This is a genomic window from Ancylobacter polymorphus, assembly GCF_030813495.1.
Taxonomy (GTDB): Bacteria; Pseudomonadota; Alphaproteobacteria; order Rhizobiales; family Xanthobacteraceae; genus Ancylobacter; species Ancylobacter polymorphus.
Genome location: NZ_JAUSUI010000002.1, coordinates 562331 through 585456 on the forward strand (window position 1 = coordinate 562331; position 23126 = coordinate 585456).

The following is a 23126-nucleotide window of genomic DNA, read 5'->3' on the forward strand; positions in this document are numbered from 1 at the left end:
CTCCCGCCCTAACGGGCGAATGTGTCCGTGGCGCGGATGAGCCGGTCGAGAATGCCGGGCTCGGAATAGGCGTGGCCGGCACCTTCGATCAGATAGAGCTCGGCATCGGTCCAGATCTTCGCCAGTTCCCAGGCATAGCGCGCCGGGCAGGGCATGTCGTAGCGCCCGTGCACGATGACGCCGGGAATGCCCTTGAGCTTATGCGCGTCGTCGAGCAGCTGGCGCTCGCGCAGCCAGGCCTTGTGGACGAAAAAGTGGTTCTCGATGCGGGCGAAGGCGAGGGCGAAATGCCCGTCGCTGAAGTCGGCGGAGTAGCCGGCATGCGGCAGCAGGGTGATGGTCTCGCCTTCCCAGCTCGACCACGCCTTGGCCGCTTCCAGCTTCGATGCCTCGTCCGCGCCGGTGAGCAAGGCGCGATAGGCGGTGACGGGGTCGGCGCGCTCCTCCGGCGTCTTCAGCACGCCAAGGAAGCGCTCCCATTTGTCCGGGAACATCTCCGAGACGCCGAAGCGGTAATACCAGTCGAGTTCGGCCTGGGTGAGGGTGTAGACGCCGCGCAGGATCAGTTCGCTGACACGCTGGGGATGGGTCTCGGCATAGGCGAGCGCCAGCGTCGAGCCCCAGGACCCGCCGAAGACCTGCCATTTCTCGAAGCCGAAGGTCTCGCGCAGAAGCTCGATATCGGCGACGAGATCCCAGGTGGTGTTGTGTTCCAGCTCGGCATAGGGGGTGGAGCGCCCGCAGCCGCGCTGGTCGAACAGGATCACCTCATAGCGGGTGGGGTCGAACAGCGAGCGATGAGCGGGCGAGATGCCGCCGCCCGGCCCGCCATGCAGGAACACGGCGGGCTTGCCGCCTTTCGTTCCCACGCGCTCCCAATAGATGGAATGGCCGTTGCCGACATCGAGCATGCCGGTCTCAAACGGTTCGATCGGCGGGTAGAGGCTGCGCAGTTCGCTCATGGGGGCCGTGCGTGTTGGGGATGGGCGCCGGCGCGGGGCCGACTCACCCGCTAGTTTACCCCCATGAAATGAAATGGCGCGGATTCCTTGAACTGCGACGTGGCATCGCCGTCATAGGTGATGTCCTGGCTCGGGCCGAGTTCGAGCTTCTTCACCTTGCCGGTTTCGGGGGAGAAATCGATCTGCTTCAGGTCGACCCAGAACGTGTTCGGTGTCAGCGCGGACTCGAAGAAATACAGCCGTCGCTTGTGGTCCACCGCCGAGCGCCAGCGTGTGGAAGAGACATAGGGCGCATCCGGCGAGGCGAGCCCATAGGGCACGGAGACGTTGCGGATGATGCTGATGGCGGCGGCCACCGCTTTATCCGGCTCCGGCTGCTGCGCCACCGCCCCGACATAATAGGAGGCACGCACGAAGCGGTCGGCCGCGCGGTTGGTGCCCGGCAGCATGGCGCCGCCGATCTCCTTCCAGTAGCTCGCCAGCGCCAGCTGCTGGTCGAAGCTCGGCGAATTGGTCATCACCTGGTACTGCCGGCCGTGATGGATCACCTGCTTGCCGTCGAGATATTCGACCACGGCGCTGTCGCCGGAGGGATCGGACAGCGAGAGATGCAGTGTCGCCAGCGTCTCGCCATCCGGCAGATCGGCGGTGCGGACCACGAAGGGCTGCTTCTCCAGCGCCGCCACCGCTTCCGCGACGGTGGCGAAATTGTCCAGCATGTACTGCGCCCACAGCGAGATGGAGAGGCCGGGTGTCTTGCCGTCATAGGCGGGATAGGCCGCCTCGGTGAGCCACAGCACATTGGCCGCCAGCCCCGCCTCGTTCACGCCGTCGGCGGTGGAGATGTCGAAGCCGGAGGCGATGACGCTGCCATAGCGAGAGGTCCAGGACACCGAGTTCGGCCCGGCCTCGCCGCTGCGGGTGGCGCCGCGCGGAAAGATCCAGAGATTGGTGAGGATATCGGTCTTCCAGTCCATCGACCGGGCGGTGACGATGTTGGATTCCGGGCCGAGATAGACCAGCCGCGTGCAGGCCAGCGCCGGGCCGGCGGCCGTGAGCCCGGCGAGCGACAGTGCGAACAGGCGGGCGAGGCGGGAAGCGTGCGCGATCATGCGGGGCTCCTGTGGCGGGCAGCCTGGATGGCATCAGTAATACGAAAATAGAACTATGTCCCCTCATAATAAAGAGAGGCGCTCTGCGCGCTTTTGATTTGACGCAAGCCGTCCGAGTTAATGAATCGTCCGTACACAATCCCGCCCGAGCGGCGGCAACGGGCTCCGAAATGACGCCGACGCCGCAACCGCGCCGGCGAACATCTGAGGCTGAAGCGGCTCGACATGCCTCAGTCTCTCCCCTTAACCCCCGCTTAAAAGCCCTGATTTAGGGTTCCTTTACCGGCGCCATCAGGTGCCCGCAGGGGCGGAGGTTCATGTTCGGACGACGCGGCGACAGGGAGAGGCGGGAGCCGGTGCTGGGCACGCCCGGCTTCGACGGCGACCTGCGCCTCAGCGCCGACGACCGGCCGACGATTCCGCCCGCGCCGCTGGAGCGCGCCCCCGCCCGCAACCGCAAGGCGCCGCCGAAGGCACTGCCGCCGCCGCGCGTCAACCGCCGCCGCCATGATGAATGGGAGGAGGCCGAGGAAGCCGATTGGGAGGACGAGCCGCGCGTGGCGAGGAAAAGCCGGAACCGCCGACAGGAGGAGGACCGCCCACGCGAGCGCGGCCGTGGCGGCAGGCGCCGCCCGCCCAAACGTGGCCTGTTCGGCCGGCTGGTCTATTGGGGCCTCGTGCTCGGCCTGTGGGGGACGATCGGCCTTGCCGGGCTGATCGTCTATGAGGCGAGCCAGCTGCCGCCGATCCAGAACCTTGCCATTCCCGAACGCCCGCCCACCGTCATCATCCAGGGCGCGGACGGGCAGGCGATCGCCACGCGCGGCGAGATGGGCGGCACCAATGTGCCGCTGCGCGCGCTGCCGCCCTATCTACCGCAGGCTTTCGTCGCCATCGAGGACCGGCGCTTCTACACCCATTTCGGCCTCGACCCGATGGGCCTCGCCCGCGCGGTGGTGGTCAACCTGACCAAGGGAAGGCTGCGCGAGGGCGGCTCGACGCTGACCCAGCAATTGGCCAAGAACCTGTTCCTGACCCAGGAGCGCACCCTGTCGCGCAAGGTGCAGGAACTGATCCTCTCCATCTGGCTGGAGACCAAATATTCCAAGAACGAGATTCTCGAACTCTATATGAACCGCGTCTATTTCGGCGCCGGTGCCTATGGGGTGGAAGCCGCCGCGCAGCGCTATTTCGGCAAGTCGGCGCGGCAGGTCACGCTGTCGGAAGCGGCGATGCTGGCGGGGCTGGTGAAATCGCCCTCCGCCCTCGCCCCCACGCGCAACCTGGAGGGCGCGCAGGCCCGCGCCGAGGTGGTGCTGGCGGCGATGCAGGAGGAGGGCTTCATCTCGCCGGAAATGCGCCAGACCGCGCTCAATCGCCCCGCCACCGTCGCCAAGGCGCAGGGGCCGGATTCCTATGGCTATGTCGCCGATTGGGTGCTGGAGCAGGTGAAGACGCTGGTCGGCCCGGTGACGCAGGACCTTGTGGTCCAGACCACCATCGACCCCGCCGTGCAGATCGCCGCCGACAAGGCGCTGAAGGACGCGCTGGCGAAATCCGGCAAGAAGCTCGGCGTCGAGCAGGGCGCGCTTGTGGTGATGGACACGGGCGGGGGCGTGCGGGCGCTGATCGGCGGGCGCTCCTATGAGGAGAGCCAGTACAACCGCGCGGTGACCGCGCGGCGCCAGCCCGGCTCCTCCTTCAAGCCCTTCGTCTATCTCACCGCCATGGAACGCGGGCTGACGCCGGAAAGCGTGCGCGCCGACGCGCCGATCCAGCTCAAGGGCTGGAAGCCGGAGAATTTCTCCCGCGAATATCGCGGCGCGGTGGATTTGAAGACCGCGCTGGCGCTCTCCCTCAACACCGTCTCCGTGCGCCTCGCGCTGGAAGTGGGCCCGGACGAGGTGGTGAAGACCGCGCACCGGCTCGGCATCAACTCCAAGCTGGAGCCCAACGCCTCGATCGCGCTCGGCACGTCGGAAGTGTCGGTGCTGGAAATGGCGAGCGCCTATGCGCCCTTCGCCAATGGCGGCGTCGGCGTCACCCCGCACATCATCGAGCGGGTGCGCGACAAGGCGGGAACCATCCTCTACGCCTATGCCGAGGCCGGGCGCGGCCTGGTGATGGCGCCGCCGCATGTGGCGATGATGAACCGGATGATGCAGGAGGTGCTCGTCACCGGCACGGCGCGGCGCGCCGACCTGCCGGGCTGGCCCGCCGCCGGCAAGACCGGCACCAGCCAGGATTACCGCGATGCCTGGTTCGTCGGCTATACCGGCCGCTTCATCACCAGCGTCTGGCTGGGCAATGACGATTCCTCGCCGACCAAGAAGGCCGGCGGCTCCGGCCTGCCGGTGGATATCTGGAGCCAGGTGATGAAGGTGGCGCACAAGGACCAGCCGGTGGTGCCGCTGCCCGGCACCGAGGCGCCCGCCATCGCCGGCGGGGCGGGCCAGTTGCCGCCGGGCGACGTGCCGGAGGAGCCGGTCGTGACCGGCGGCCCGCAGCGCGCCCCGGCCGCCCCCCGTCCGGGCCTCGACAATTGGCTGCTCGACAAGCTGTTCGGCAACGGGTGAGACGCGCCACAGGCCGCGCACCCTGCCGGCGGATCGGCTACTGCGCGCCGTAGCGGTGCAGGCTCGCGCCGTGCTTCTTCAGCCAGGCTTCCGCCGCATGCCGCTCGGGGAAGAGACGGTCCACCGTGGCCCAGAAGCGCGGACCGTGGTTCATCTCGCGCCGATGCGCCACCTCATGCGCCGCCAGATAGTCCAGCACCGAAGGCGGGGCGAGGATCAGCCGCCAGGAAAAGGACAGCGCGCCGGTGCTGGAGCAGGAGCCCCAGCGGCTCGCCGTGTCGCGCAGGGTGACGCGGGTGATGGAGACGCCGAGCGCGCCGGCATGGCGCCGGGCCGCCTCCAGCAGATCGCGCCGCGCCTCGCGCTTGAGAAAATCACTGACACGCCGGGCCACATGCGCGCTGTCGCCGGCAACGAACAGCGCGGCCTCGTCGCCTTCCGTGCCGGTCCACACCGTGCCGCGCATCTCCGGCCGATGGACGATGCGGTGCGGCGTGCCGCGCAGCGGCACGGTGGCGCCGGGGGTGAAGGCGACGACTTCCGGCAGGCGGGAGAGCCGCAACTCCACCCAGCCGGCATGGCGGCGGGCGAAATCCAGCGCCTCGTCCAGCGTGCCGCGGGCGGGAAGGGTGAGCACCACGTCGCGCGTCGCCGCCCGCACGCGCAGCGTGTAGCGCCGGGCGCGCGGGTTGCGGCGGAGCTGGACAAGGACCTCCTCGGCCGTCAGCCGCAGCCGGAAATGGCTGGGCTCCGGCGCGGCCGGGGTCTTGCGTCGGGCGGAGGCGAGGGCGCGGAAGAGCATGAAACGACCGGGCCGGGAAAAGGCGCCCCAATTATGGCACCCGCCGGCGCGCCTGCGCCAGACGGGGAACGTGCCGGCCGGTTCCGCCGCGGGAGGCGTCGCTTAGCGGGCGACGCGGCGACGGTTGCGGTCCTGCACCGGCTGATAGGCGATGCGCGCGTGATAGGCGCAATAGGGCAGGCCGGTCTTGGAGCGGCTGCCGCAATAATGGAAATCGCCCTTGCCGGGGTCGCCCACCGGCCAGCGGCAGGTGAATTCGGTAAGGTCGAGAATGGTGCAGCGCTCGCCCATCGGGATCACCTTGGCGGCGACCTCGGGCACAACCTCGGGCTCCGGCTCGGCGACCGGCGCCATGACCGGGGCGAGGACGGTGTTGCCCTGCACCATCGGCCGCGCGACCTGGGCGGCCGGCGCCGGGCGCGGCTTGCGCGGGCGGGGTGCCGGGGCGGCGGGCGCCTTGGCGCGGCCGGAAAGGCCCAGACGGTGCACCTTGCCGATGACCGCATTGCGGGTGACGCCGCCGAGTTCGGCCGCGATCTGGCTCGCCGAGAGGCCTTCCGACCAGAGTTTCTTGAGCAGCTCGACGCGTTCGTCGGTCCAGTTCATCGCTTGGCCTCCTTCGTGCTGACCGGGAAGCGGAATCCCTCAACGCTCCGGCAGGTCGAACCTGCCGAACCCAACGCCCGCAAACGCAACAGGGAATTGCCGCCGCACGAGATGTCGTATCTCACTGGGGGGAGGCTACAATATGCGCGGACTCGGAGCGAGTAGGTTCAGAGCCGAAACGATCGTTTTCCCCAGCTAGAGTCCGCGCTGCAACACTCGCCGGCGAAGCGGAGTCGGATCAAGCACTTGGCCGCGCCGGTCGCGCGGGCGCCGGGCCGATGTCTCTCATTTCGGTGCAGACCAGCCATGCGCGAGCCTGGGAACTCAAGCTTTTTCCGCCGGTTTGGAGGAAAGGCGCGGCCGTTCCCTTTCGCCATGCCGAGCGGGCGTCACGCTCTGGCGCGAGGGCGCGCAGGCGGCGCTCGCCGCTCGGCCGGCGGCGCTCAAGACCGTCATCCGCCTCTCCGCGGAACAGGAGAAGCCCTGGCCGCCGGTGGGGGCGGCGATCCGGCACGCGGCGAAGAACGCCGCCGGTCGCGCGGCGGACCGTGCGGAAGCGGAGCCGGCTCAGGATTTCCTCGACGTGCCGGAGCGCCTCGCCTTGGCGCAGGCGGCGCGTGTCGTCGAATTCAATTCCGTCATCGCGGCGCTGAAGCCGCGGGTCGCGACGCTGAGCGTGGCGCAGAAGCACCGCATCCCCGCCTTTCTCGACATGACCGAACGCGAGGGGCGCCCGCAGCCGACGCTGGAACGGTGGATGTTCGCGCCCGAGCGGGAACAGCGGCGCGAAGGCGCGCGGCCCGGCGGCAATTCGCGTCCGCCGGGCCGGCGAATATTGACCACACGTCGCCATTCGCTAGAATTGCCGCCATCGGGTGCCGCCCCCGCAAGGGCGGCACGTTTCGTTTTGGGCGGGCGCTGATCCTGTGCGGCGCTTCATGTTGAGAGAGGGAGGGGCGAGGTGATCACCCCCATCCTGCCGACCTATAACCGTGTTGACCTCGTTTTCGAGCGGGGCGAGGGCGCCTGGCTGTTCACCAAGGACGGCGAGCGATATCTCGACTTCACCGCCGGCATCGCGGTGAATGTGCTCGGCCACGCCCATCCCCATCTCGTGGCGGCGCTCACGGCGCAGGCCGGCAAGCTCTGGCACCTCTCCAACCTGTTCCGCATCGAAGGCGGCGAGCGCCTCGCCGCGCGCCTTACCGCGGCGACCTTCGCCGACACCATGTTCTTCACCAATTCCGGCGCCGAGGCGCTGGAATGCGCGATCAAGATGGCGCGCAAATACCATTCCGCCAGCGGCCAGCCCGAGCGCGCCCGCATCATCACCTTCGAGGGCGCCTTCCATGGCCGCACGCTGGCGACCATCGCCGCCGGCGGCAATGCGAAATATCTGGAGGGCTTCGGCCCGGCCATGCCCGGCTTCGACCAGGTGCCGTTCGGCGATCTCGACGCGGTGAAGGCGGCGATCGGCCCGGAAACCGGCGCCATCCTCATCGAGCCGGTGCAGGGCGAGGGCGGCGTGCGCACCGCGCCCTGGGCGTTCCTGCGCGAGCTGCGGGCGCTGTGCGACGCGCATGGGCTGCTGCTCATTCTCGACGAGGTGCAGTGCGGCGTCGGCCGCACCGGCAAGTTCTTCGCCCATGAATGGGCCGGCATCACGCCGGATATCATGGCCGTGGCCAAGGGCATTGGCGGCGGCTTCCCCGTCGGCGCCTGCCTCGCCACCGAGAACGCCGCCAAGGGCATGACCGCCGGCACCCATGGCTCGACCTATGGCGGCAACCCGCTGGCCATGAGCGTCGCCAATGCGGTGCTGGACGTGGTGCTGGAAGAGGGCTTTTTCGAAGAGGTGCTCGCCACCTCCGCCCGGCTGCGCCAGCGCCTCGCCGAGCTGAAGGACCGCCACCCCGCCGTGATCGCGGAAGTGCGCGGCGAGGGGCTGCTGCTCGGCCTGCGCACCGTGGTGCCCAACACCGATCTCATCGCCGCCATGCGTACTGAGGGCATGCTCGCCCCCTCGGCGGCGGACAATGTCGTGCGCCTGCTGCCGCCGCTGACCATTGGCGACGCGGAAATCGACGCGGCGTTCGCCAAGCTCGACGCCGCCTGCGCGCGGATCGAGGCGACGCTGAAGGCGGATGCCGCCAAGGGAGCCGCGGCATGAACGCGCATAATCCGGGTGCGGTGAAGCACTTCCTCGACCTCGACCAGATGCCGGCGGACGAACTGCGCGCGGTGATGGAGCTGTCGAAGAGCCTCAAGAGCCGCCGGCGCGAAGTGGCGGCGGAGAAGCCTTTTGCCGGCAAAGTGCTGGCCATGGTGTTCGACCAGCCGTCCACGCGGACGCGCATTTCGTTCGATCTCGCCATGCGCCAGCTCGGCGGCGACACGCTGATGCTGACCGGCGCGGAAATGCAGCTCGGGCGTGGCGAAACCATCGCCGACACCGCCCGCGTGCTCTCGCGCTATGTCGATGCGATCATGATCCGCATTCTCGACCATGCGGCGCTGGCGGAACTCGCCGAATATGCCACGGTGCCCGTCATCAACGGGCTGACGCGCGACTCCCATCCCTGCCAGATCATGGCCGATGTGCTCACCTTCGAGGAGCATCGCGGACCGATCGCCGGGCGCACCGTCGCCTGGACCGGCGACGCCAATAATGTGCTGGTGTCGTGGGTGCATGCCGCCCAGCGCTTCGACTTCGCGCTCAATGTCGCCACGCCGCCCGAGCTTGCCCCGCGCCCGGCGCTGGTGAACTGGGTGCGCGAGACCGGCGCCCGGGTCACTTTCGGCCATGAGGCCGAGGCGGCGGTGGAAGGCGCGGATTGCGTCGTCACCGACACCTGGGTGTCGATGGGAGACGCTGAGGCCGAGCGCCGGCACAATCTGCTGAAACCCTTCCAGGTGAATGGCGCGCTGATGCGACGGGCGGCGAAGGATGCGCTGTTCATGCACTGCCTGCCGGCGCATCGCGGCGAGGAAGTCACCGACGAGGTGATGGACGGCCCGCAATCCGTGGTGTTCGACGAGGCGGAGAACCGGCTGCACGCGCAGAAGGGCATTCTCGCCTGGTGCCTCGAAGGCGCGGTCTGACGGCGCCGACGCTGCCGGCCGAAAGGCTGAACGAAACGATGGATGGGCTGCGGGCGGACCCTCTCGCCCGCCCCTCGCACATTCCCGGCGGCGCTCCTATATGGGCGGGCGACATGACAACACACAGCGCTTCTCCCTCCCCGGCCTCTCGTGGGCCCGATCCCCGCGCGGTCGATGACCGCGTGACCCCGTTCCACATTGACGGGCTCGATGTGCGCGGGCGCGTCGTGCGTCTGGGCACCAGCCTCGACGCCGTGCTCGCGCATCACGACTATCCCGCCGCCGTCAAACGCCTGCTCGGCGAGGCCGTGGCGCTCACCGTGCTGCTCGGCTCGACGCTGAAGATCCAGGGCCGTTTCATCTTGCAGACCCGCACCGACGGGCCGGTCGATCTGCTCGTGGTGGATTTCGCCGCCCCGCAGGATGTGCGCGCCTATGCCCGCTTCGATCTGGAGCGGCTGGAGGCGATGCAGGCGGCGCTGCCCGCCGGCGCCGGCTTCGACAGCGGCGCACTGCTCGGCCACGGCCATCTCGCCATGACCATCGACCAGGGCCTGAGCGTCAACCGCTACCAGGGCGTCGTCGCGCTGGCGGGCGAGGGGCTGGAAGCCGCCGCGCACCAGTATTTCACCCAGTCCGAACAGATCCCCACCCGCGTGCGCCTCGCCGTGGCGGAGGAGATGCACCCGGGCGGCGCACCCTCCTCCTGGCGGGCCGGCGGGCTGATGGTGCAGTTCCTGCCGACCGAGGGCGGGCGGGTGCGCCCGGTGGACCTGCATCCCGGCGACGCGCCGGAGGGCACGGACCTGCCCGAGACGGATGAGGACGACGCCTGGGTCGAGACGCTCTCCATCATGGGCACGGTGGAGGATGTGGAACTGGTCGACGCGGACCTGTCCAGCGAGCGGCTGCTGTTCCGCCTGTTCCACGAGCGCGGCGTGCGGGTGTTCGACACCGAGGCCGTGGTCGCCAAATGCTCCTGCTCGCGCGAGCGGGTGATGAACGTGCTCTCCAGCTTCACGGCGGAAGAGCGCGGAAGCCTGGTGGAGGACGGCAAGATCGGCGTCACCTGCGAATTCTGCGGCCGCACCTATGACTTCAAGGCCGAGGAAGTCGTCGAGGCCGGCGCGGCGGACGAAAGCGCGGCGCAGGGCTGAGCCGGCCACACCCTTTCATCGCCTCATCCCCGGGCGTGGCCCGGGGAGTGTTGCCGACAGCGGCGCTTACCCCGCGCACTCCGCGATGAGCCCGGCGAGAAACCGCTCGCAGGCGCGCAGCTGGCTGATCTCGATATATTCGTCCGGCTTGTGCGCCTGGTCGATGGAGCCCGGCCCGCAGATGATGGTGGGGATGCCCTGGGCCTGGAAATGCCCGCCTTCGGTGCCGTAGGACACGGTATAGGTGCGGTTCTGCCCGGCGAGGCGCAGCGCCAGAGTCTCGGCCGGCGAGCCGGTCTGGGGGCTGAGCGGCGGCACCTTGTAGATGAAATCGGTGGTGATCGCGGCTTCCGGCGCGGTTTCGCGCAGCTTCGGCAGCACCACCTCAGCGCCGAAACGGGTGACGCGCGCCAGCAGCGCGTCCTCGTCGAAGCCCGGCAGGCCGCGCACATTCCAGCGAATGGCGCATTCGCGCGGCACGATGTTGCCGGCGGTGCCGCCGCCCACCACCGTCACCTGCACCGTGGTGCTGGGCGGGTCGAAGCGGCCCGAAGGGTCGCCCGCCGCCACCAGCTCGGCGCGGATGCGGTCGAGCTCGCCGATCAGCGCGGCGGCGGCGAAGATGGCGTTGGCGCCGAGTTGCGGCATCGAGGAGTGCGCCTCCCGCCCGGTGACCGTGGTGACATAGGCGATGCCGGATTTATGCGCGTCCACCACCCGCATCGAGGTCGGCTCGCCGACGATGCAGGCGCGGGGCAGGGGCAGGTCGACGCCCAGCCGGCGCACCGCGGGCACCACGCCGGTGCAGCCGATCTCCTCGTCATAGGACACCAGAAGATGGATCGGCGTCGCCAGTGGCCGGGCCACCATGTCCGGCACCATGGCGAGGCAGCAGGCGAGAAAGCCCTTCATGTCGCAGGAGCCGCGCCCATAGACCTTGTCGTCGACGGGGGTGAGGGTGAACGGGTCGGTGCTCCAGGGCTGGCCGTCCACCGGCACCACGTCGGAATGGCCGGAGAGGCATACGCCGCCGACGCCCGCAGGGCCGATGGTGGCGAACAGGCTCGCCTTGTCGCCGGCCTCGCTGGGGATGATGGTGCTCTCGATGCCGAAGGCGGCGAGATAGTCGCGCACGAAGGCGATGAGATCGAGATTGGAGTTGCGGCTCGTCGTGTCGAAGGCGACCAGATAGGCCAGCAATTCCTCGGTCGTCGTCCGTACGGCAAGCATGGAGAATCCCCGTCGCGAAATGAGCGCCAGCATACCGGCTTATGCTGCGGTGCCCAACTAGCGCCTTCTTCGAGCGCGCGGAAAGGCGCTAGAGCCCGATCCGATCAGGTTGAATCGACTGACCGCTGAATCAGTCTCTCAATGATTGATAGAAACGTTTGCTCTAGCGCCGCCAGAAACTCGGCAGGAACAGCACCAGCACGGTGAACAATTCCAGCCGCCCGACCAGCATGCCGAAGGACAGCAGCCAGATCACATGATCGGGCAGACCGGCGAAATTCTGCGCCGGGCCGACCAACGGGCCGAGGCCGGGGCCGACATTGGCCAAAGCGGTGATCGAGGCGGAGAAGGCGGTGATGAGATCAAAGCCCAGCATGTTGATGGCGATGGCGATCAGCATGAAGCTGGTGAGGTAGAGAAAGGCGAAGGACAGCACCGAGGCCACCACATCATCGCCGATCGGCTTGCCGCCATAGACCACCGGGAACACGCCATTGGGGTAGATGACGCGCTTGAGATGCTGCTTGAGCGCCGAGCCGAGAATGGCGATGCGGAAGGCCTTCATGCCGCCGGAGGTGGAGCCGGTGCAGGCGCCGAGGAACATCACCACGAAATACAGCGCCTCGGTCGGCGGGCCCCAATTCGTGTAATCCACCGTGACGAAGCCGGTGGTCGACATCAGCGACACGACGTTGAACAGCGCGAAGCGCAGCGCCGTCTCGCCCTGGTTGATGCCACCGCTCACCTGCTGGAGGGTCGAGACGATGGCGAACAGCGCGACCAGTGAGAGGAAAAGCCGTACCTCGGCATTGGCGAAAAGCCGGCTGAAATCGCCCGCCAGCACCCGCACATACAGCACGAAGGGCAGCGAGCCCGACAGCATGAAGAAGATGGCGGCATATTCGATCGCCGGGCTGTTGAAATAGCCGATCGAGGCGTCGTGGGTGGAGAAGCCGCCGGTGGAAATGGTCGCCATGGCGTGGGCGACGGCGTCGAACACGCTCATGCCGCAAAAGGCATAGGTGAGGGCGCAGGCGAAGGTGAGGAAGATGTAGGAAGCGAGAATGCCCTTGGCCATCTGCGCCGCGCGCGGCAGCAGTTTTTCCGACTTGTCGGAGGATTCGGCGCGAAAAAGCTGCATGCCGCCGATCTGCATCATCGGCAGCAGGGCGATGGCCATGACGATGATGCCGATGCCGCCATACCAGTGCAGAAAGGCGCGCCAGATGAGCAGGCCGGGCGGGCGCTGGTCGAGCCCGCTAATGACGGTGGCGCCTGTCGTGGTGAGCCCGCTCATCGCCTCGAAATAGGCATCGGCGAAGGAGAGGTTGGATTCCGCCCACATGAAGGGGATGGCGGCGAAGGCCGAGAGCAGCAGCCAGCTCAGCGTGGTGAGCACGAAGGCCTGGCGCAGCGACAGCCTCTGCACCTCGCTGGAACGGCCGGCCAGCCACAGCGACAGGCCGACAAACACGGTGATGACGGAGGAGGCGGCATAGGCGAGGAAGTCGCCCCGGCCGGCGACGAGGTCAACCATCGCCGGAATCATCATCGTCGTGCCGAGAACGGCGAGGAGGACGCCGAGAATGGCGGCGATCGGGCGGAAGTCGATCACGGGATATGGAAACCGTTCGGCGCGGCGGGAGGCCCACGGAGGAAAGCTGCCGCCACCATAGCCGCTTCCCAGCAGGGCCGGAAGCCGCCCGCGCCGGTCATCCCGTCAGTTCAGCGTCCGCGCTTCGCCGGGCACATCCAGCGAGAAGGCCGGCACTTCGGCCTCGAAGGTCTCGCCGGTGGTGGTCTCCAGGCTGTAGCGGCCTTCCATGATGCCGGTGGAGGTCGGCAGCGGCACGCCGCTGGTATATTCGAAATGCCCGCCCGGCGGCAGCACCGGCTGCTCGCCGACCACGCCGGCGCCGCGCACTTCCTGCACGCGGCCCAGCGCGTCGGTGATGACCCAGTGGCGGGACTTGAGCTGCACCGTGTCGACGCCGAGATTGATGATTTCGATCGTGTAGGCCCAGAAATACTGGCTACGCTCGGGATCGGAGCGTTCGGGTGCGAAGCGCGGTGTCACCGTCACCTGCACGCCTTTCGTCGTCGCCCGATACATGCCCGCTCTCCCGCGCCCCCCGAATCGCCCAAGTGTGTCTACTGAAAGGCTTTTGGCACCGCAGGGCAAGCGGCGGCGGGTCACGCCTGCGTTTGCGCGCCGCCGCCGGGTACCGTGCCGCCGTCCTCCCTCACACCGCCTTCAGCGCGCGGGCGACATCGTCGGTGAGGTCGTCGACATGCTCCAGCCCCACCGAGAGCCGCACCATGCCGTCGAAAATGCCCATCTCGGCCCGGGCTTCCGGGGTGAAGCGCTGATGCGTCGTGGTGGCGGGGTGGGTGACGAGGCTCTTGGCGTCGCCGAGATTGTTGGAGATGCGCACAACCTTCAACGCGTTGAGGAAACGGAACGCGCCGGTCTTGCCGCCCTCCACCTCGAAGGTCACCAGCGTGCCGCCGCCGCGCATCTGGCGCTTGGCCAGTTCGTGCTGGGGATGGTCGGCGCGGAAGGGATAGATGACGCGGGAGACGCCGGGCAGGGCGGCGAGACGGTCGGCCAGCGTGGCGGCGCTCGCCTGCGCACGCTCGACCCGCAGCGGCAGGGTCTCCAACCCCTTCAGCATCACCCAGGCATTGAAGGGCGAGACCGACGGGCCGGTCTGGCGCAGGAAGGTCTGCAGATGGTCATTGAGGAACTTCTCCGAACACAGCACCACGCCGGCAAGGCAGCGGCCCTGGCCGTCAATATGCTTGGTGGCGGAATAGACCACCACATCGGCGCCCAGGCGGAGCGGGCTCTGCAGCATCGGCGTGGCGAAGACGTTGTCGACGATGAGACAGGCGCCGGCCGCCTTGGAGATGTCCGCCACGGCGGCGATGTCGACCAGTTCCAGCGTCGGGTTGGTCGGGCTCTCCAGGAAGAACACCTTCGTCTCCGGCCGCACCGCTGCTTTCCACGCGGCGAGGTCGGTGCCGTCCACCAGCGTCGAGGCAATGCCGAAGCGCGGCAGCAGTTCTTCGATCACATAGCGGCAGGAGCCGAACAGCGCCCGCGCCGCCACCACATGGTCGCCGGCTTTGAGCTGGCACAGCAGCGAGGCGGTGACCGCCGCCATGCCCGACGCCGTGGCGCGGGCGACTTCCGCCCCTTCCAGCAGCGCGAGGCGGGTCTCGAACATCGCCGCCGTCGGGTTGGAATAGCGGGTGTAGATGAAGCCGGGGTCCTCGCCCTTGAAGCGGGCTTCGGCCTGTTCGGCACTTTCATAGACATAGCCCTGGGTGAGGTAGAGCGCCTCCGCCGTCTCGCCGAAGGGCGAGCGCAGAATGCCGCCCTGCACGAGGCGGGTCTCGGGGCGGAGCCCGGCGATTTCGGCAGGGGAAAGCTTGGGCGTGTCGGTCATCGGCGGCTCCGGTCTCTCGCATTGAACCGGGGTCGCCCGCGCTGTCGCGCGGCCCCGGCCTGTTTAGCAACCTTGTTTAGCGTGGCGGCAAGCCGGCCGGCTCAAATGACCACGTCGATGCTTTCCGCTTACTCCCGTGCCGGGCGGGGCGTCAAGCGGACTTCTGCCAACCAGCACTTGGCGAACCAGCACGTGGCGAACCAGCACGTGGCGAACCAGCACGTGGCGAACCAGCACTTGGCCAACCAGCACTTGGCCAACCAGCACTTGGCGTCGTCGGATGCCTCCGCTAAAGCCATGACACGGTTGGCGCGCAGCGACGGAGCGGCAGAGTGGCGGAGTCAGGTCTGAGCGGCGAGGGCATTCTGCCCGGCCACGCCATCGAGGCGCTGGCCGCGGGCGGCGCCATTCGCAGCACCCGCCCGTTCGATGCCGACCAGGTGCAGCCGGCCAGCCTCGATCTGCGGCTCGGCCCGGTCGCCTGGCGTATCCGCGCCAGCTTCCTGCCCGGCCCCGGCGAGACGGTGGCGGACCGCCTGACCCGGCTCGGCCTGCACCAGCTCGACCTCACTGGCGGCGAGGTGCTGGAAACCGGCTGCGTCTATCTCGTCGAGCTGGAAGAAGCGCTGGCGCTGCCCGCCGACATCGCGGCTTCCGCCAATCCGAAAAGCTCCACCGGCCGGCTCGACGTGTTCACCCGCGTCATCGCCGACCGTTCGCGCGCCTTCGACATCGTGCCGGCCGGCTATGCCGGCAAGCTCTATCTGGAAATCAGCCCGCGGACCTTTCCCATTCTGGTACGGCAGGGCTCGCGCCTGTCGCAGATCCGCTTCCGGCGCGGCGATGCGCGGCTCGACGAGGCCGGCATCGCCGCCCTCAACGCCGCCGAGCGGCTGGTCGACAGCCCTGAACCTGATGTGGCCGGCGGCGGCATCGCGGTGAGCGTCGATCTCTCCGGCGAGGGCTTTGGCGGCCTGCTCGGTTTCCGCGCCAAGCGCCACACCGGGGTGATCGATGTCGACCGCCGCGCCGCCTGCGAGGTCGAGGATTTCTGGGAGCCGCTGGTGACGCGCGGCCGGCGGGAACTGGTGCTGGACCCGGACGCCTTCTACATCCTCGCCTCCAAGGAAGCCGTGCATGTGCCGCCCGGCCATGCGGCCGAAATGGTGCCGTTCGACCCGCTGGTGGGCGAGTTCCGCGTGCATTACGCCGGCTTCTTCGACCCCGGCTTCGGCCATGACGCCGCCGGCGGCCGAGGCGCCCGCGCCGTGCTGGAAGTGCGCTCGCGCGAGGTGCCGTTCATTCTGGAAGACGGCCAGATCGTCGGCCGGCTGGTCTATGAGACCATGCTGGAGCGCCCCCGCACCCTCTATGGCGAGGGACTCGGCTCCAATTATCAGGCGCAGGGGCTGAAACTCTCCAAGCATTTCAAGGCCTGGACGCGGGACTGAGCGCCGTCAGGCCGGGCGTGCCGCAAACACCTCGCGGGCGGCGAACAGCCCGTTGAGCGCGGCGGGGAAGCCGGCATAGACGGCCATCTGCATGAGGATCTCGATGATCTCCTCGCGGCTGAGGCCGACATTCAGCCCGGCCTCGATATGCACCTTCAGCTGCGGCGCGGCATTGCCCAGCGCGGCGAGCGCGGCGATGGTCGCCACCTCGCGCAGGCGCAGGTCGAGCCCCGGACGGGTGTAGATGTCGCCGAAGGGAAACTCGATCAGCAGCCGGCCGAAATCCGGGGCGATGTCGCTGAGCTGCTCCACCACCCGCGTGCCGGCGTCGCCGTCGATCCGCGCCAGTGCCGCCCATCCGGCGGCATAGCGGGTATTAGTGTCACCGGCGTCGTTGGGCGTCGGGCGCGGGGCCGGGGCGTTGATCGTCGGGGTCATGGTTCACGTCCTCACGGGTGGTGCCGGCATAGCCGGCGATCTTGGTGTCGAGGACAGCCAGGCAGGCGTGAAGTTCGTCGACATGCGCCTGCACCGCGTCGCGGTGATGCCGGAGCAGGGCGCCGCGCTCGGCGGCCGTTTCCTCCCCCTGTGCCCGCAGCGCGGCATAGCGCACCATGTCGCGGATCGGCATTCCCGTGGTTTTCAGCCGCCGGAGAAAAGCGATCCAGGTGAGGATGGACGGGTCATAGTCGCGCTGGCGCGCCGTGTTGCGGTCGGCAGGCGGGAGCAGGCCGATACGCTCATAGTAGCGGATCGTGTCGAGGCTCAATCCCGTGCGCCGGGCCAGTTCGCCGATCTTCATCTCTGTCCTGAACGTTACGACGCGCATGGGTCTAGGTGCTGGAGCGCACTCCAGGTCAAGCGCTTTCTCACCTTCCCATTTCACGAGCGTCCTCCGCCGACGCGCGGCGGCGCGGCCGGTTCACCCCGCCGGCGGGTCGCGCCCTTCCACGAAGGCCCGCAGCAGATGATGCGCGATCGCCATGCGCGGCGGGGCGATCAGCCCGTCCGGATGGGTGCGGGTGAGCAGCAGCCGCGCTTCCTCGCGCGAGAACCAGCGCGCGGCTTCCAGCTCGTTCGGGTCGATGGCGATCTGCCGTGACGCCGCCTGCGCGTGGAAGCCGGTCATGACAGACATCGGGAACGGCCAGGGCTGCGAACACAGATAGCGCACCGCGCCGGTGGCGATGCCGGCTTCCTCCAGCGTCTCGCGCCGCACCGCATCCTCGAAGGTCTCGCCCGGCTCGACGAAGCCGGCGAGGCAGGACCACATGCCGGGCGCGAAGCGGGCGGAACGGCCGAGCAAGCACTCATCGCCATCGACGGTGAGCATGATGACGACGGGATCGGTGCGGGGAAAATGCTGGGCGCCGCAGCTCGGGCAGTCGCGCCGCCAGCCGGCCTCGGCCATGGCGAGCCGTCCGCCGCAATTGGAGCAGAAGCTGCGCCGGGCGTGCCAGGCCAGCATCGCCTTGGCGGTGGCGAGCTGGCCCGCCTCCTCGACGCTGGTGAGCTCGCGCACCGCGATGGCGCGCAGGTCGATGACGAAGAGGTCCGGCCGCGCTTCCGTCCGCTCGGTGAGGGCGCCGAGAGCGGGGGCGGGAAGCGGCAGGACGAGATGCGGCACCTCGCCGTCGAGCCCGAGCAGGCAGGCCTCATCGAGCCGCCCGCCCAGCGCGACGGCGTCGTCGAGCGCCAGCAGCGCGGTGCAGGAGCCCGGCCCCTCTTCCATGCCGGCGATGAAGCCGGGCAGGCGGCGCAGCACGACGCTTTCGCCGGAAATCAGGCAGGCGCGGGCGCGTGGATCGGCGCGGAAACGCTCCATCTCGCCGCGCCGCAACCCGGCCCGGTCGAGCCGGGAGCCGGTATAGCCGAGATGCGGCCACAGGCCGAGCGCGGGGTCGGCGGGGGCGGGGCCGCTCATGCCGCCAGCGCCTCGCGCAGCCGCGCCGCCAGCCTCAAGGCCTGCGGTGCGGCATAGGTCTGGCGCTCGCCGCCCACGCCCCACACCGCGCCGGGCCAGGCGGCGTCCGTCTCGAAGCGGGCGATGACATGGATGTGCAGCTGGCGCACCATATTGCCGAGCGCGGCGACATTGAGCTTGTCGCAGTGGGTGAGCGATTTCAGCGCCCGGCTCACCGCGTCGATCTCGGCCCACAGCGTGGCGCGGGCCGCGTCATCGAGGTCGATCAGTTCGGCAAGGCCGGGGCGGCGCGGCACCAGGATGACCCATGGAAACCGGGCATCGTCCATCAGCCGCACCGTGGCGAGGGAAAGGTCCAGCACCGGGAAGCTGTCGCCCTCAAGGCGCGGGTCGAGAACGAAGGTCGAGGCGTCGCTCATGCGGGCGCTAGGCTCCCCATGCCCGCCGGCTGCGGGCGCGGGGAAAGCTATAGCCCTCGCCGGCCCGCCTTTCCATCGCCGCGCGCGCGGCGATGGCGACCTGCAATGCAGCAACAGCATTTGTCGTGCGCGTCACTTTGTCCTAGAGAAAGGTCACGATCCCCCGCCGAAGCAGCGTGCCATGTCCCTCTCCGTGCCGGCCGATTCCCTGCGCCGCACCGCCATGCCGGTGCTGGTGGCGCTCAGCGCCGCCCATTTCCTCAACGACATGATCCAGTCGCTGATCCCGGCGATCTACCCGCTGATCAAGAGCGCCTACGCGCTCGATTTCGGCCAGATCGGCATCATTACCCTGACCTTCCAGATTTCCGCCTCGCTGCTGCAGCCGCTGATCGGGCTCTATACCGACCGCCACCCGCTGCCCTATTCCACCGTGGCGGGGATGGCGTTCACGCTGGCCGGGCTGATCGGCCTCGCCCATGCCGGCACCTATCCGCTGCTGCTGGTGTCGGCGGCCTTTGTCGGCATCGGCTCGTCGATCTTCCACCCGGAGGCGACGCGCATGGCGCGCAAGGCCTCGGGCGGGCGGCACGGCTTCGCGCAGGGGCTGTTCCAGGTCGGCGGGCAGACGGGCGGCGCCATCGGGCCGCTGCTGGCGGCGTTCATCATCGTGCCGAACGGCCAGTCGAGCCTCGCCTGGTTCTGCGCCGCCGCGCTCCTCGCCATGCCGCTTCTGGCCTGGACCGCCCGCCACAGCGCGCTCGCCGTGCCGGCGCGGCCGGAAGGGCACCGGGGCGGACCGGAAGTCGCGCACCGCCCCTTCCGCGAAGTGGCGTTTCCGCTGGCGGTGCTGATCGTGCTGCTGTGCTCGAAGACCGCCTACACCGCGAGCTTCACCTCCTTCTACACCTTCTACCTGATCGAGCGTTTCGGCGTGTCGGTGCAGGCCTCGCAGCTGATGCTGTTCCTGTTCCTCGTCTCCTCGGCGGCGGGGGTGCTGTTCGGCGGCATGCTCGGCGACCGGATCGGCCGCAACAAGATCATCTGGTTCTCGATCCTCGGCGCGCTGCCCTTCACCCTGGCGCTGCCCTATGCCGGGCTCGCCGGCACGGCGGTGCTGACCATCGTCATCAACCTCATCATGTCGAGCGCCTTCGCCGCCATCCTGGTCTATGCCATCGAGCTGATGCCGCACCGCATCGGGCTGGTGGGCGGGTTCTTCTATGGGCTGGTGTTCGGCCTCGGCGGGCTGGCGGCGGCGGCGCTGGGCGTGTTCGCCGACCGCTACGGTATCGACGCGGTGTATCAGGCCTGCGCCTTTCTGCCGGCCTTCGGCCTGCTGGCCTTCCTGCTGCCGAGCCTGCGGGGGGCGCGGGTGTCCTGACCCCGCGCGCCCGGCACATACCGGCGCGCCGCCTCAGGCGGCGTTGGCCTCGTCATCGGCGTCCAGCACCTGCAGCAGCGCGCGGCGGATGGCGGAGTGGCGCGCCGCGCCCATGATCTTCGCCCCCATCAGGTCGGTGACGTAGAACACGTCCACCGCCCGCTCGCCAAAGGTGGCGATATGGGCGGAGGCGATGTTGAGGTTGAGCCGCGACAGCGTCTGGGTGAGGCCGTAGAGCAGGCCCGGCCGGTCGAGCCCGGACACTTCGATCACCGTGTGGCGGTTCGACCAGGAATTGTTGAGCGTGACCTCGGACTCCACGGTGAAGGCGCGCGGCCGCCGCGGAATGCGGCGGGCGACCACTTCCGGCAGCCGGATCTCGCCGGCCAGCGACTTCTCGATGGCGGAAGCGATGCGGTCGGCGCGGCGGATCTCGTCCTCATCCTGCTCGAAGGCACGGGTGAGCGAGATGGTGTCGAGCGCCCGCCCGTCGGTGGTGGTGCTGATCTGCGCGTCGACGATGTGCGCCCCGGCGCTCGCGCAGGCGCCGGCGATGACCGCCAGCAGCTTGGGATGGTCGGGCGCGAAGACGGTGAGCTCGGTGATGCCGCGCTTGGGATCGGTGATGGCGCGGGTGGCGAGCGCCTTGCCCTGCGCCTCGGTCTCGCGGATGAAGCGGGCATGCTCCATCTGGTGCTGGCGGTCGGTCTGCAGCCAGTAGGTGGGGTAATGGCGGCCCATATAGGCGTCGAGATCGGCGGCATCCCACTCGGCGAGGGCGCCGCGCAGTTCCGCCTGGGCGCGGGCGACGCGCTGGTTGCGGTTGCTCTCGGAGAAGCCGCCGGTGATGACCGGCTCGGTCTCGTGATAGAGCGTGCGCAGAAGCTGCGACTTCCAGTTGTTCCACACGCCCGGCCCCACGGCGCGGATATCGGCGGTGGTGAGGATGAGCAGCAGCTTCATCCGCTCCAGATTCTGCACCACGGCGGCGAAATTCTCGATCGTCTTGCGGTCGGAAAGGTCGCGCGACTGGGCGATGGTGGACATGGTGAGGTGCTGTTCGATCAGCCAGGCAACCGTGTCGGTATCCACCGGGCTGAGGCCGAAGCGCGGGCACAGGCGGCGGGCGACGCGGGCGCCGGCGATGGAATGGTCCTCCGGCCGGCCCTTGGCGATGTCGTGCAGCAGCACCGCGATATAGAGCAGCTGCCGGTTCTTGATCGTCGGCATCAGCTCGTTGGCAAGGCCGTAATCGGGCCGGTCGCCGCGCTCGATGCGCGAGAGCGCGCCGATGGAGCGGATGAGGTGCTCGTCCACCGTGTAGGAATGATACATGTTGAACTGCATCATCGCGACGATGCGGCCGAATTCCGGAATGAAGCGGCCGAGCACGCCGGTCTCGTTCATCCGCCGCAACACGATTTCCGGGCTTTCCTTCGAGGTGAGGATCTCGACGAACAGCCGGTTGGCTTCCGGATTCTCGCGCAGATTGTGGTCGATGAGCTTGAGCGAGCGCGTGGCGAGGCGCATCGCGTCGGGGTGGAAGTTCAGCCCGTGCTTGCCGGCGAGATGGAAGATGCGGATGAGGTTGAGCGGGTCGCGGCCGAAGGCGCTGGAATCGGCGACATTGATGCGGTCATTGTCGACGATGAAATCGGCGCTTTCCTTCAGCGTGCGCCGGCCGGAGCGGCGCAGCCGCGCGATCATCCGGTCGAGCCGCGGCACCGGCTTGTCGTGGCGCTCTTCCAGCGCGGCCGAGACGATGGCGGTGAGATCGCCGACATCCTTGGCCACGAGGAAATAGTGCTTCATGAAGCGCTCCACATCCTTCAGGCCGGGATGGGAGACATAGCCGAGCCGCTCGGCCATTTCGCGCTGCAGGTCGAAGGAGAGCCGCTCCTCGGCCTTGCCGGCGAGGAAATGCAGGTGGCAGCGCACGGACCAGAGGAAATTCTCGCAGCGACGGAAGATCTTGGCTTCTTCAGCCGTGAACACGCCCTTGGCCACGAGTTCGCGCGTCTCGTGCACCCGGTAGACATATTTCGCGATCCAGAACAGCGTGTGCAGATCGCGCAGGCCGCCCTTGCCGTCCTTCACATTCGGTTCGACGACATAGCGCGACTGGCCGGCGCGCTTCAGCCTCTCCTCGCGCTCGCTGAGCTTGGCGGCGACGAATTCCGCCGCCGTGCCCTGCACCACTTCCTTGTCGAAGCGGGCGGTCAGCTCCTCGAACAGCGTCTTCTCGCCGATCAGCAGCCGCGCTTCCAGCAGCGCGGTGCGGATGGTCATGTCGCCGCGCGCCTGGCGGATGCATTCATCGACCGAGCGGGTGGAGTGGCCGACCTTGAGCCCCATGTCCCAGAGCACGTAGAGAATGGCCTCGGCGACGCTCTCGCCCCAGGCGGTCTGCTTGTAGGGCAGCAGGAACAGGATGTCGGTATCCGACCCCGGCGCCATCAGACCGCGCCCATAGCCGCCGACGGCGACAATCGCCATGCGCTCGGAGGTGGAGGGGTTGTCCGAGGGGTAGAGTGTCTTCACCGCCAGCTCATGCACCAGCGCGATGATCTCGTCCTGCAGGCGCGAGAGCCGCTCGGCGCAGCGACGGCCGGAGCCTTCCACCATCAGCCAGCGCTCGGCCACCTTATGGCCGTGCTGATAGGCGGCCTTGAGGCGACGCGCCATCTGCGTGCGCAGTTCGATCTCGCGGCCGGACTTGCTGGTGCCGAGCACCTCGCGCGCCAGTGCGGCGAGTTCGACCCGCATGGCGTCGATGTCGAACAGTTCCTTGAAGGGATGGTCGGGGCGGCGGCGGGGTTCGGTCATGGCGGGGTCCGGCTGGTCGGATATCCGCTTTACCCGATCCGCCGGCCGCCGTCATCGTGCGCTGCCGCGCGGGAAGGCGCCTGCGACCCGTTGAGGCTCGCCAACCCTAGGTAAAAACGAGAC

20 protein-coding genes and 1 riboswitch are annotated in these 23126 nt (G+C 68.6%); of the genes, 7 read left to right on the forward strand and 13 right to left on the reverse strand.

The genetic code is table 11. The features are described 5' to 3' along the window. Positions 1-8: 8 nt before the first annotated feature. Positions 9-962: a prolyl aminopeptidase gene (gene pip / locus J2S75_RS06850; RefSeq protein WP_307019050.1), complete on the reverse strand. Its 954-nt coding sequence runs from the start codon at positions 960-962 to the stop codon at positions 9-11. A 50-nt stretch (positions 963-1012) separates the two neighbouring features. Beyond that, a complete protein-coding gene (locus J2S75_RS06855) occupies positions 1013-2074 on the reverse strand; it encodes a linear amide C-N hydrolase (protein ID WP_307019051.1) in 1062 nt (353 codons plus the stop codon). A gap of 317 nt (positions 2075-2391) precedes the next feature. On the opposite strand from J2S75_RS06855, the gene J2S75_RS06860 reads away from it, so the two are divergent. Then, entirely contained in the window at positions 2392-4650 is a 2259-nt protein-coding gene (locus J2S75_RS06860) for a transglycosylase domain-containing protein (protein ID WP_307019052.1), read from the forward strand. A 37-nt stretch (positions 4651-4687) separates the two neighbouring features. Here J2S75_RS06860 and J2S75_RS06865 read toward each other — a convergent pair whose 3' ends face one another. Together J2S75_RS06865 and J2S75_RS06870 are read right to left on the reverse strand one after the other, a co-directional pair. After that, positions 4688-5452 (reverse strand): M48 family metallopeptidase, encoded by a 765-nt coding sequence (locus tag J2S75_RS06865; RefSeq protein WP_307019053.1) that lies wholly within the window; start codon positions 5450-5452, stop codon positions 4688-4690. 102 nt (positions 5453-5554) lie between these two features. Further along, positions 5555-6058: a GcrA family cell cycle regulator gene (locus tag J2S75_RS06870; RefSeq protein WP_244379012.1), complete on the reverse strand. Its 504-nt coding sequence runs from the start codon at positions 6056-6058 to the stop codon at positions 5555-5557. Positions 6059-6551: 493 nt separating this feature from the next. On the opposite strand from J2S75_RS06870, the gene J2S75_RS06875 reads away from it, so the two are divergent. The 4 genes from J2S75_RS06875 to J2S75_RS06890 all read left to right on the forward strand — a co-directional run bounded on the left by J2S75_RS06875 (position 6552) and on the right by J2S75_RS06890 (position 10317). Beyond that, entirely contained in the window at positions 6552-6980 is a 429-nt protein-coding gene (locus tag J2S75_RS06875; RefSeq protein WP_307019054.1) for a hypothetical protein, read from the forward strand. A gap of 39 nt (positions 6981-7019) precedes the next feature. Beyond that, on the forward strand, positions 7020-8228 hold the full coding sequence (locus J2S75_RS06880; protein WP_307019055.1) for an aspartate aminotransferase family protein: 1209 nt from the start codon (positions 7020-7022) through the stop codon (positions 8226-8228). Next, positions 8225-9160: an ornithine carbamoyltransferase gene (argF, locus tag J2S75_RS06885; RefSeq protein ID WP_307019056.1), complete on the forward strand. Its 936-nt coding sequence runs from the start codon at positions 8225-8227 to the stop codon at positions 9158-9160. The genes J2S75_RS06880 and argF overlap by 4 nt, the downstream gene beginning before the upstream one ends. 113 nt (positions 9161-9273) lie before the next feature. Next, the gene (locus tag J2S75_RS06890; protein ID WP_307019058.1) at positions 9274-10317 is read left to right on the forward strand and encodes an Hsp33 family molecular chaperone; all 1044 of its coding nucleotides are present in this window, start codon (positions 9274-9276) and stop codon (positions 10315-10317) included. Positions 10318-10383: 66 nt separating this feature from the next. Here the strand turns inward: J2S75_RS06890 and argE are convergent, their stop codons facing one another. The 4 genes from argE to J2S75_RS06910 form a co-directional block, all read right to left on the reverse strand. Next, complete coding sequence (gene argE / locus J2S75_RS06895) at positions 10384-11547, reverse strand: acetylornithine deacetylase (protein ID WP_307019059.1); 1164 nt, start codon at positions 11545-11547, stop codon at positions 10384-10386. 163 nt (positions 11548-11710) lie between these two features. Beyond that, positions 11711-13162, reverse strand: a complete 1452-nt coding sequence (locus J2S75_RS06900; protein WP_307019060.1) for a TrkH family potassium uptake protein — start codon at positions 13160-13162, stop codon at positions 11711-11713. Between the two features lie 105 nt (positions 13163-13267). Then, positions 13268-13660, reverse strand: coding sequence for a Co2+/Mg2+ efflux facilitator ApaG/CorD (gene apaG / locus J2S75_RS06905; RefSeq protein WP_244379000.1), 393 nt, complete (start codon positions 13658-13660; stop codon positions 13268-13270). A 130-nt stretch (positions 13661-13790) separates the two neighbouring features. Further along, on the reverse strand, positions 13791-14999 hold the full coding sequence (locus tag J2S75_RS06910; RefSeq protein ID WP_307019061.1) for an O-succinylhomoserine sulfhydrylase: 1209 nt from the start codon (positions 14997-14999) through the stop codon (positions 13791-13793). A gap of 42 nt (positions 15000-15041) precedes the next feature. Next, positions 15042-15122: riboswitch (SAM riboswitch) on the reverse strand. 209 nt (positions 15123-15331) lie between these two features. Here J2S75_RS06910 and J2S75_RS06915 point away from each other — a divergent pair. Continuing rightward, the gene (locus J2S75_RS06915; protein ID WP_307019062.1) at positions 15332-16450 is read left to right on the forward strand and encodes a 2'-deoxycytidine 5'-triphosphate deaminase; all 1119 of its coding nucleotides are present in this window, start codon (positions 15332-15334) and stop codon (positions 16448-16450) included. Positions 16451-16456: 6 nt separating this feature from the next. Here J2S75_RS06915 and J2S75_RS06920 read toward each other — a convergent pair whose 3' ends face one another. The 4 genes from J2S75_RS06920 to J2S75_RS06935 form a co-directional block, all read right to left on the reverse strand. Then, positions 16457-16888, reverse strand: coding sequence for a carboxymuconolactone decarboxylase family protein (locus J2S75_RS06920; RefSeq protein WP_307019064.1), 432 nt, complete (start codon positions 16886-16888; stop codon positions 16457-16459). Then, a complete protein-coding gene (locus tag J2S75_RS06925) occupies positions 16833-17252 on the reverse strand; it encodes a MerR family transcriptional regulator (protein WP_307019065.1) in 420 nt (139 codons plus the stop codon). Before J2S75_RS06925 ends, J2S75_RS06920 begins: the two co-directional genes overlap by 56 nt. A 120-nt stretch (positions 17253-17372) precedes the next feature. Continuing rightward, the gene (nudC, locus tag J2S75_RS06930; RefSeq protein WP_307019066.1) at positions 17373-18374 is read right to left on the reverse strand and encodes an NAD(+) diphosphatase; all 1002 of its coding nucleotides are present in this window, start codon (positions 18372-18374) and stop codon (positions 17373-17375) included. Continuing rightward, positions 18371-18793 carry an HIT domain-containing protein gene (locus J2S75_RS06935; RefSeq protein ID WP_307019067.1) on the reverse strand — a complete coding sequence of 141 codons (423 nt, stop codon included), beginning with the start codon at positions 18791-18793 and terminating at the stop codon, positions 18371-18373. The genes nudC and J2S75_RS06935 overlap by 4 nt, the downstream gene beginning before the upstream one ends. A gap of 181 nt (positions 18794-18974) precedes the next feature. Between J2S75_RS06935 and J2S75_RS06940 the strand changes: the two genes are divergently transcribed. Continuing rightward, entirely contained in the window at positions 18975-20177 is a 1203-nt protein-coding gene (locus J2S75_RS06940; protein WP_307019068.1) for an MFS transporter, read from the forward strand. 33 nt (positions 20178-20210) lie between these two features. Here J2S75_RS06940 and J2S75_RS06945 read toward each other — a convergent pair whose 3' ends face one another. After that, complete coding sequence (locus tag J2S75_RS06945; protein WP_307019069.1) at positions 20211-23003, reverse strand: [protein-PII] uridylyltransferase; 2793 nt, start codon at positions 23001-23003, stop codon at positions 20211-20213. Between the last annotated feature and the right edge of the window lie 123 nt (positions 23004-23126).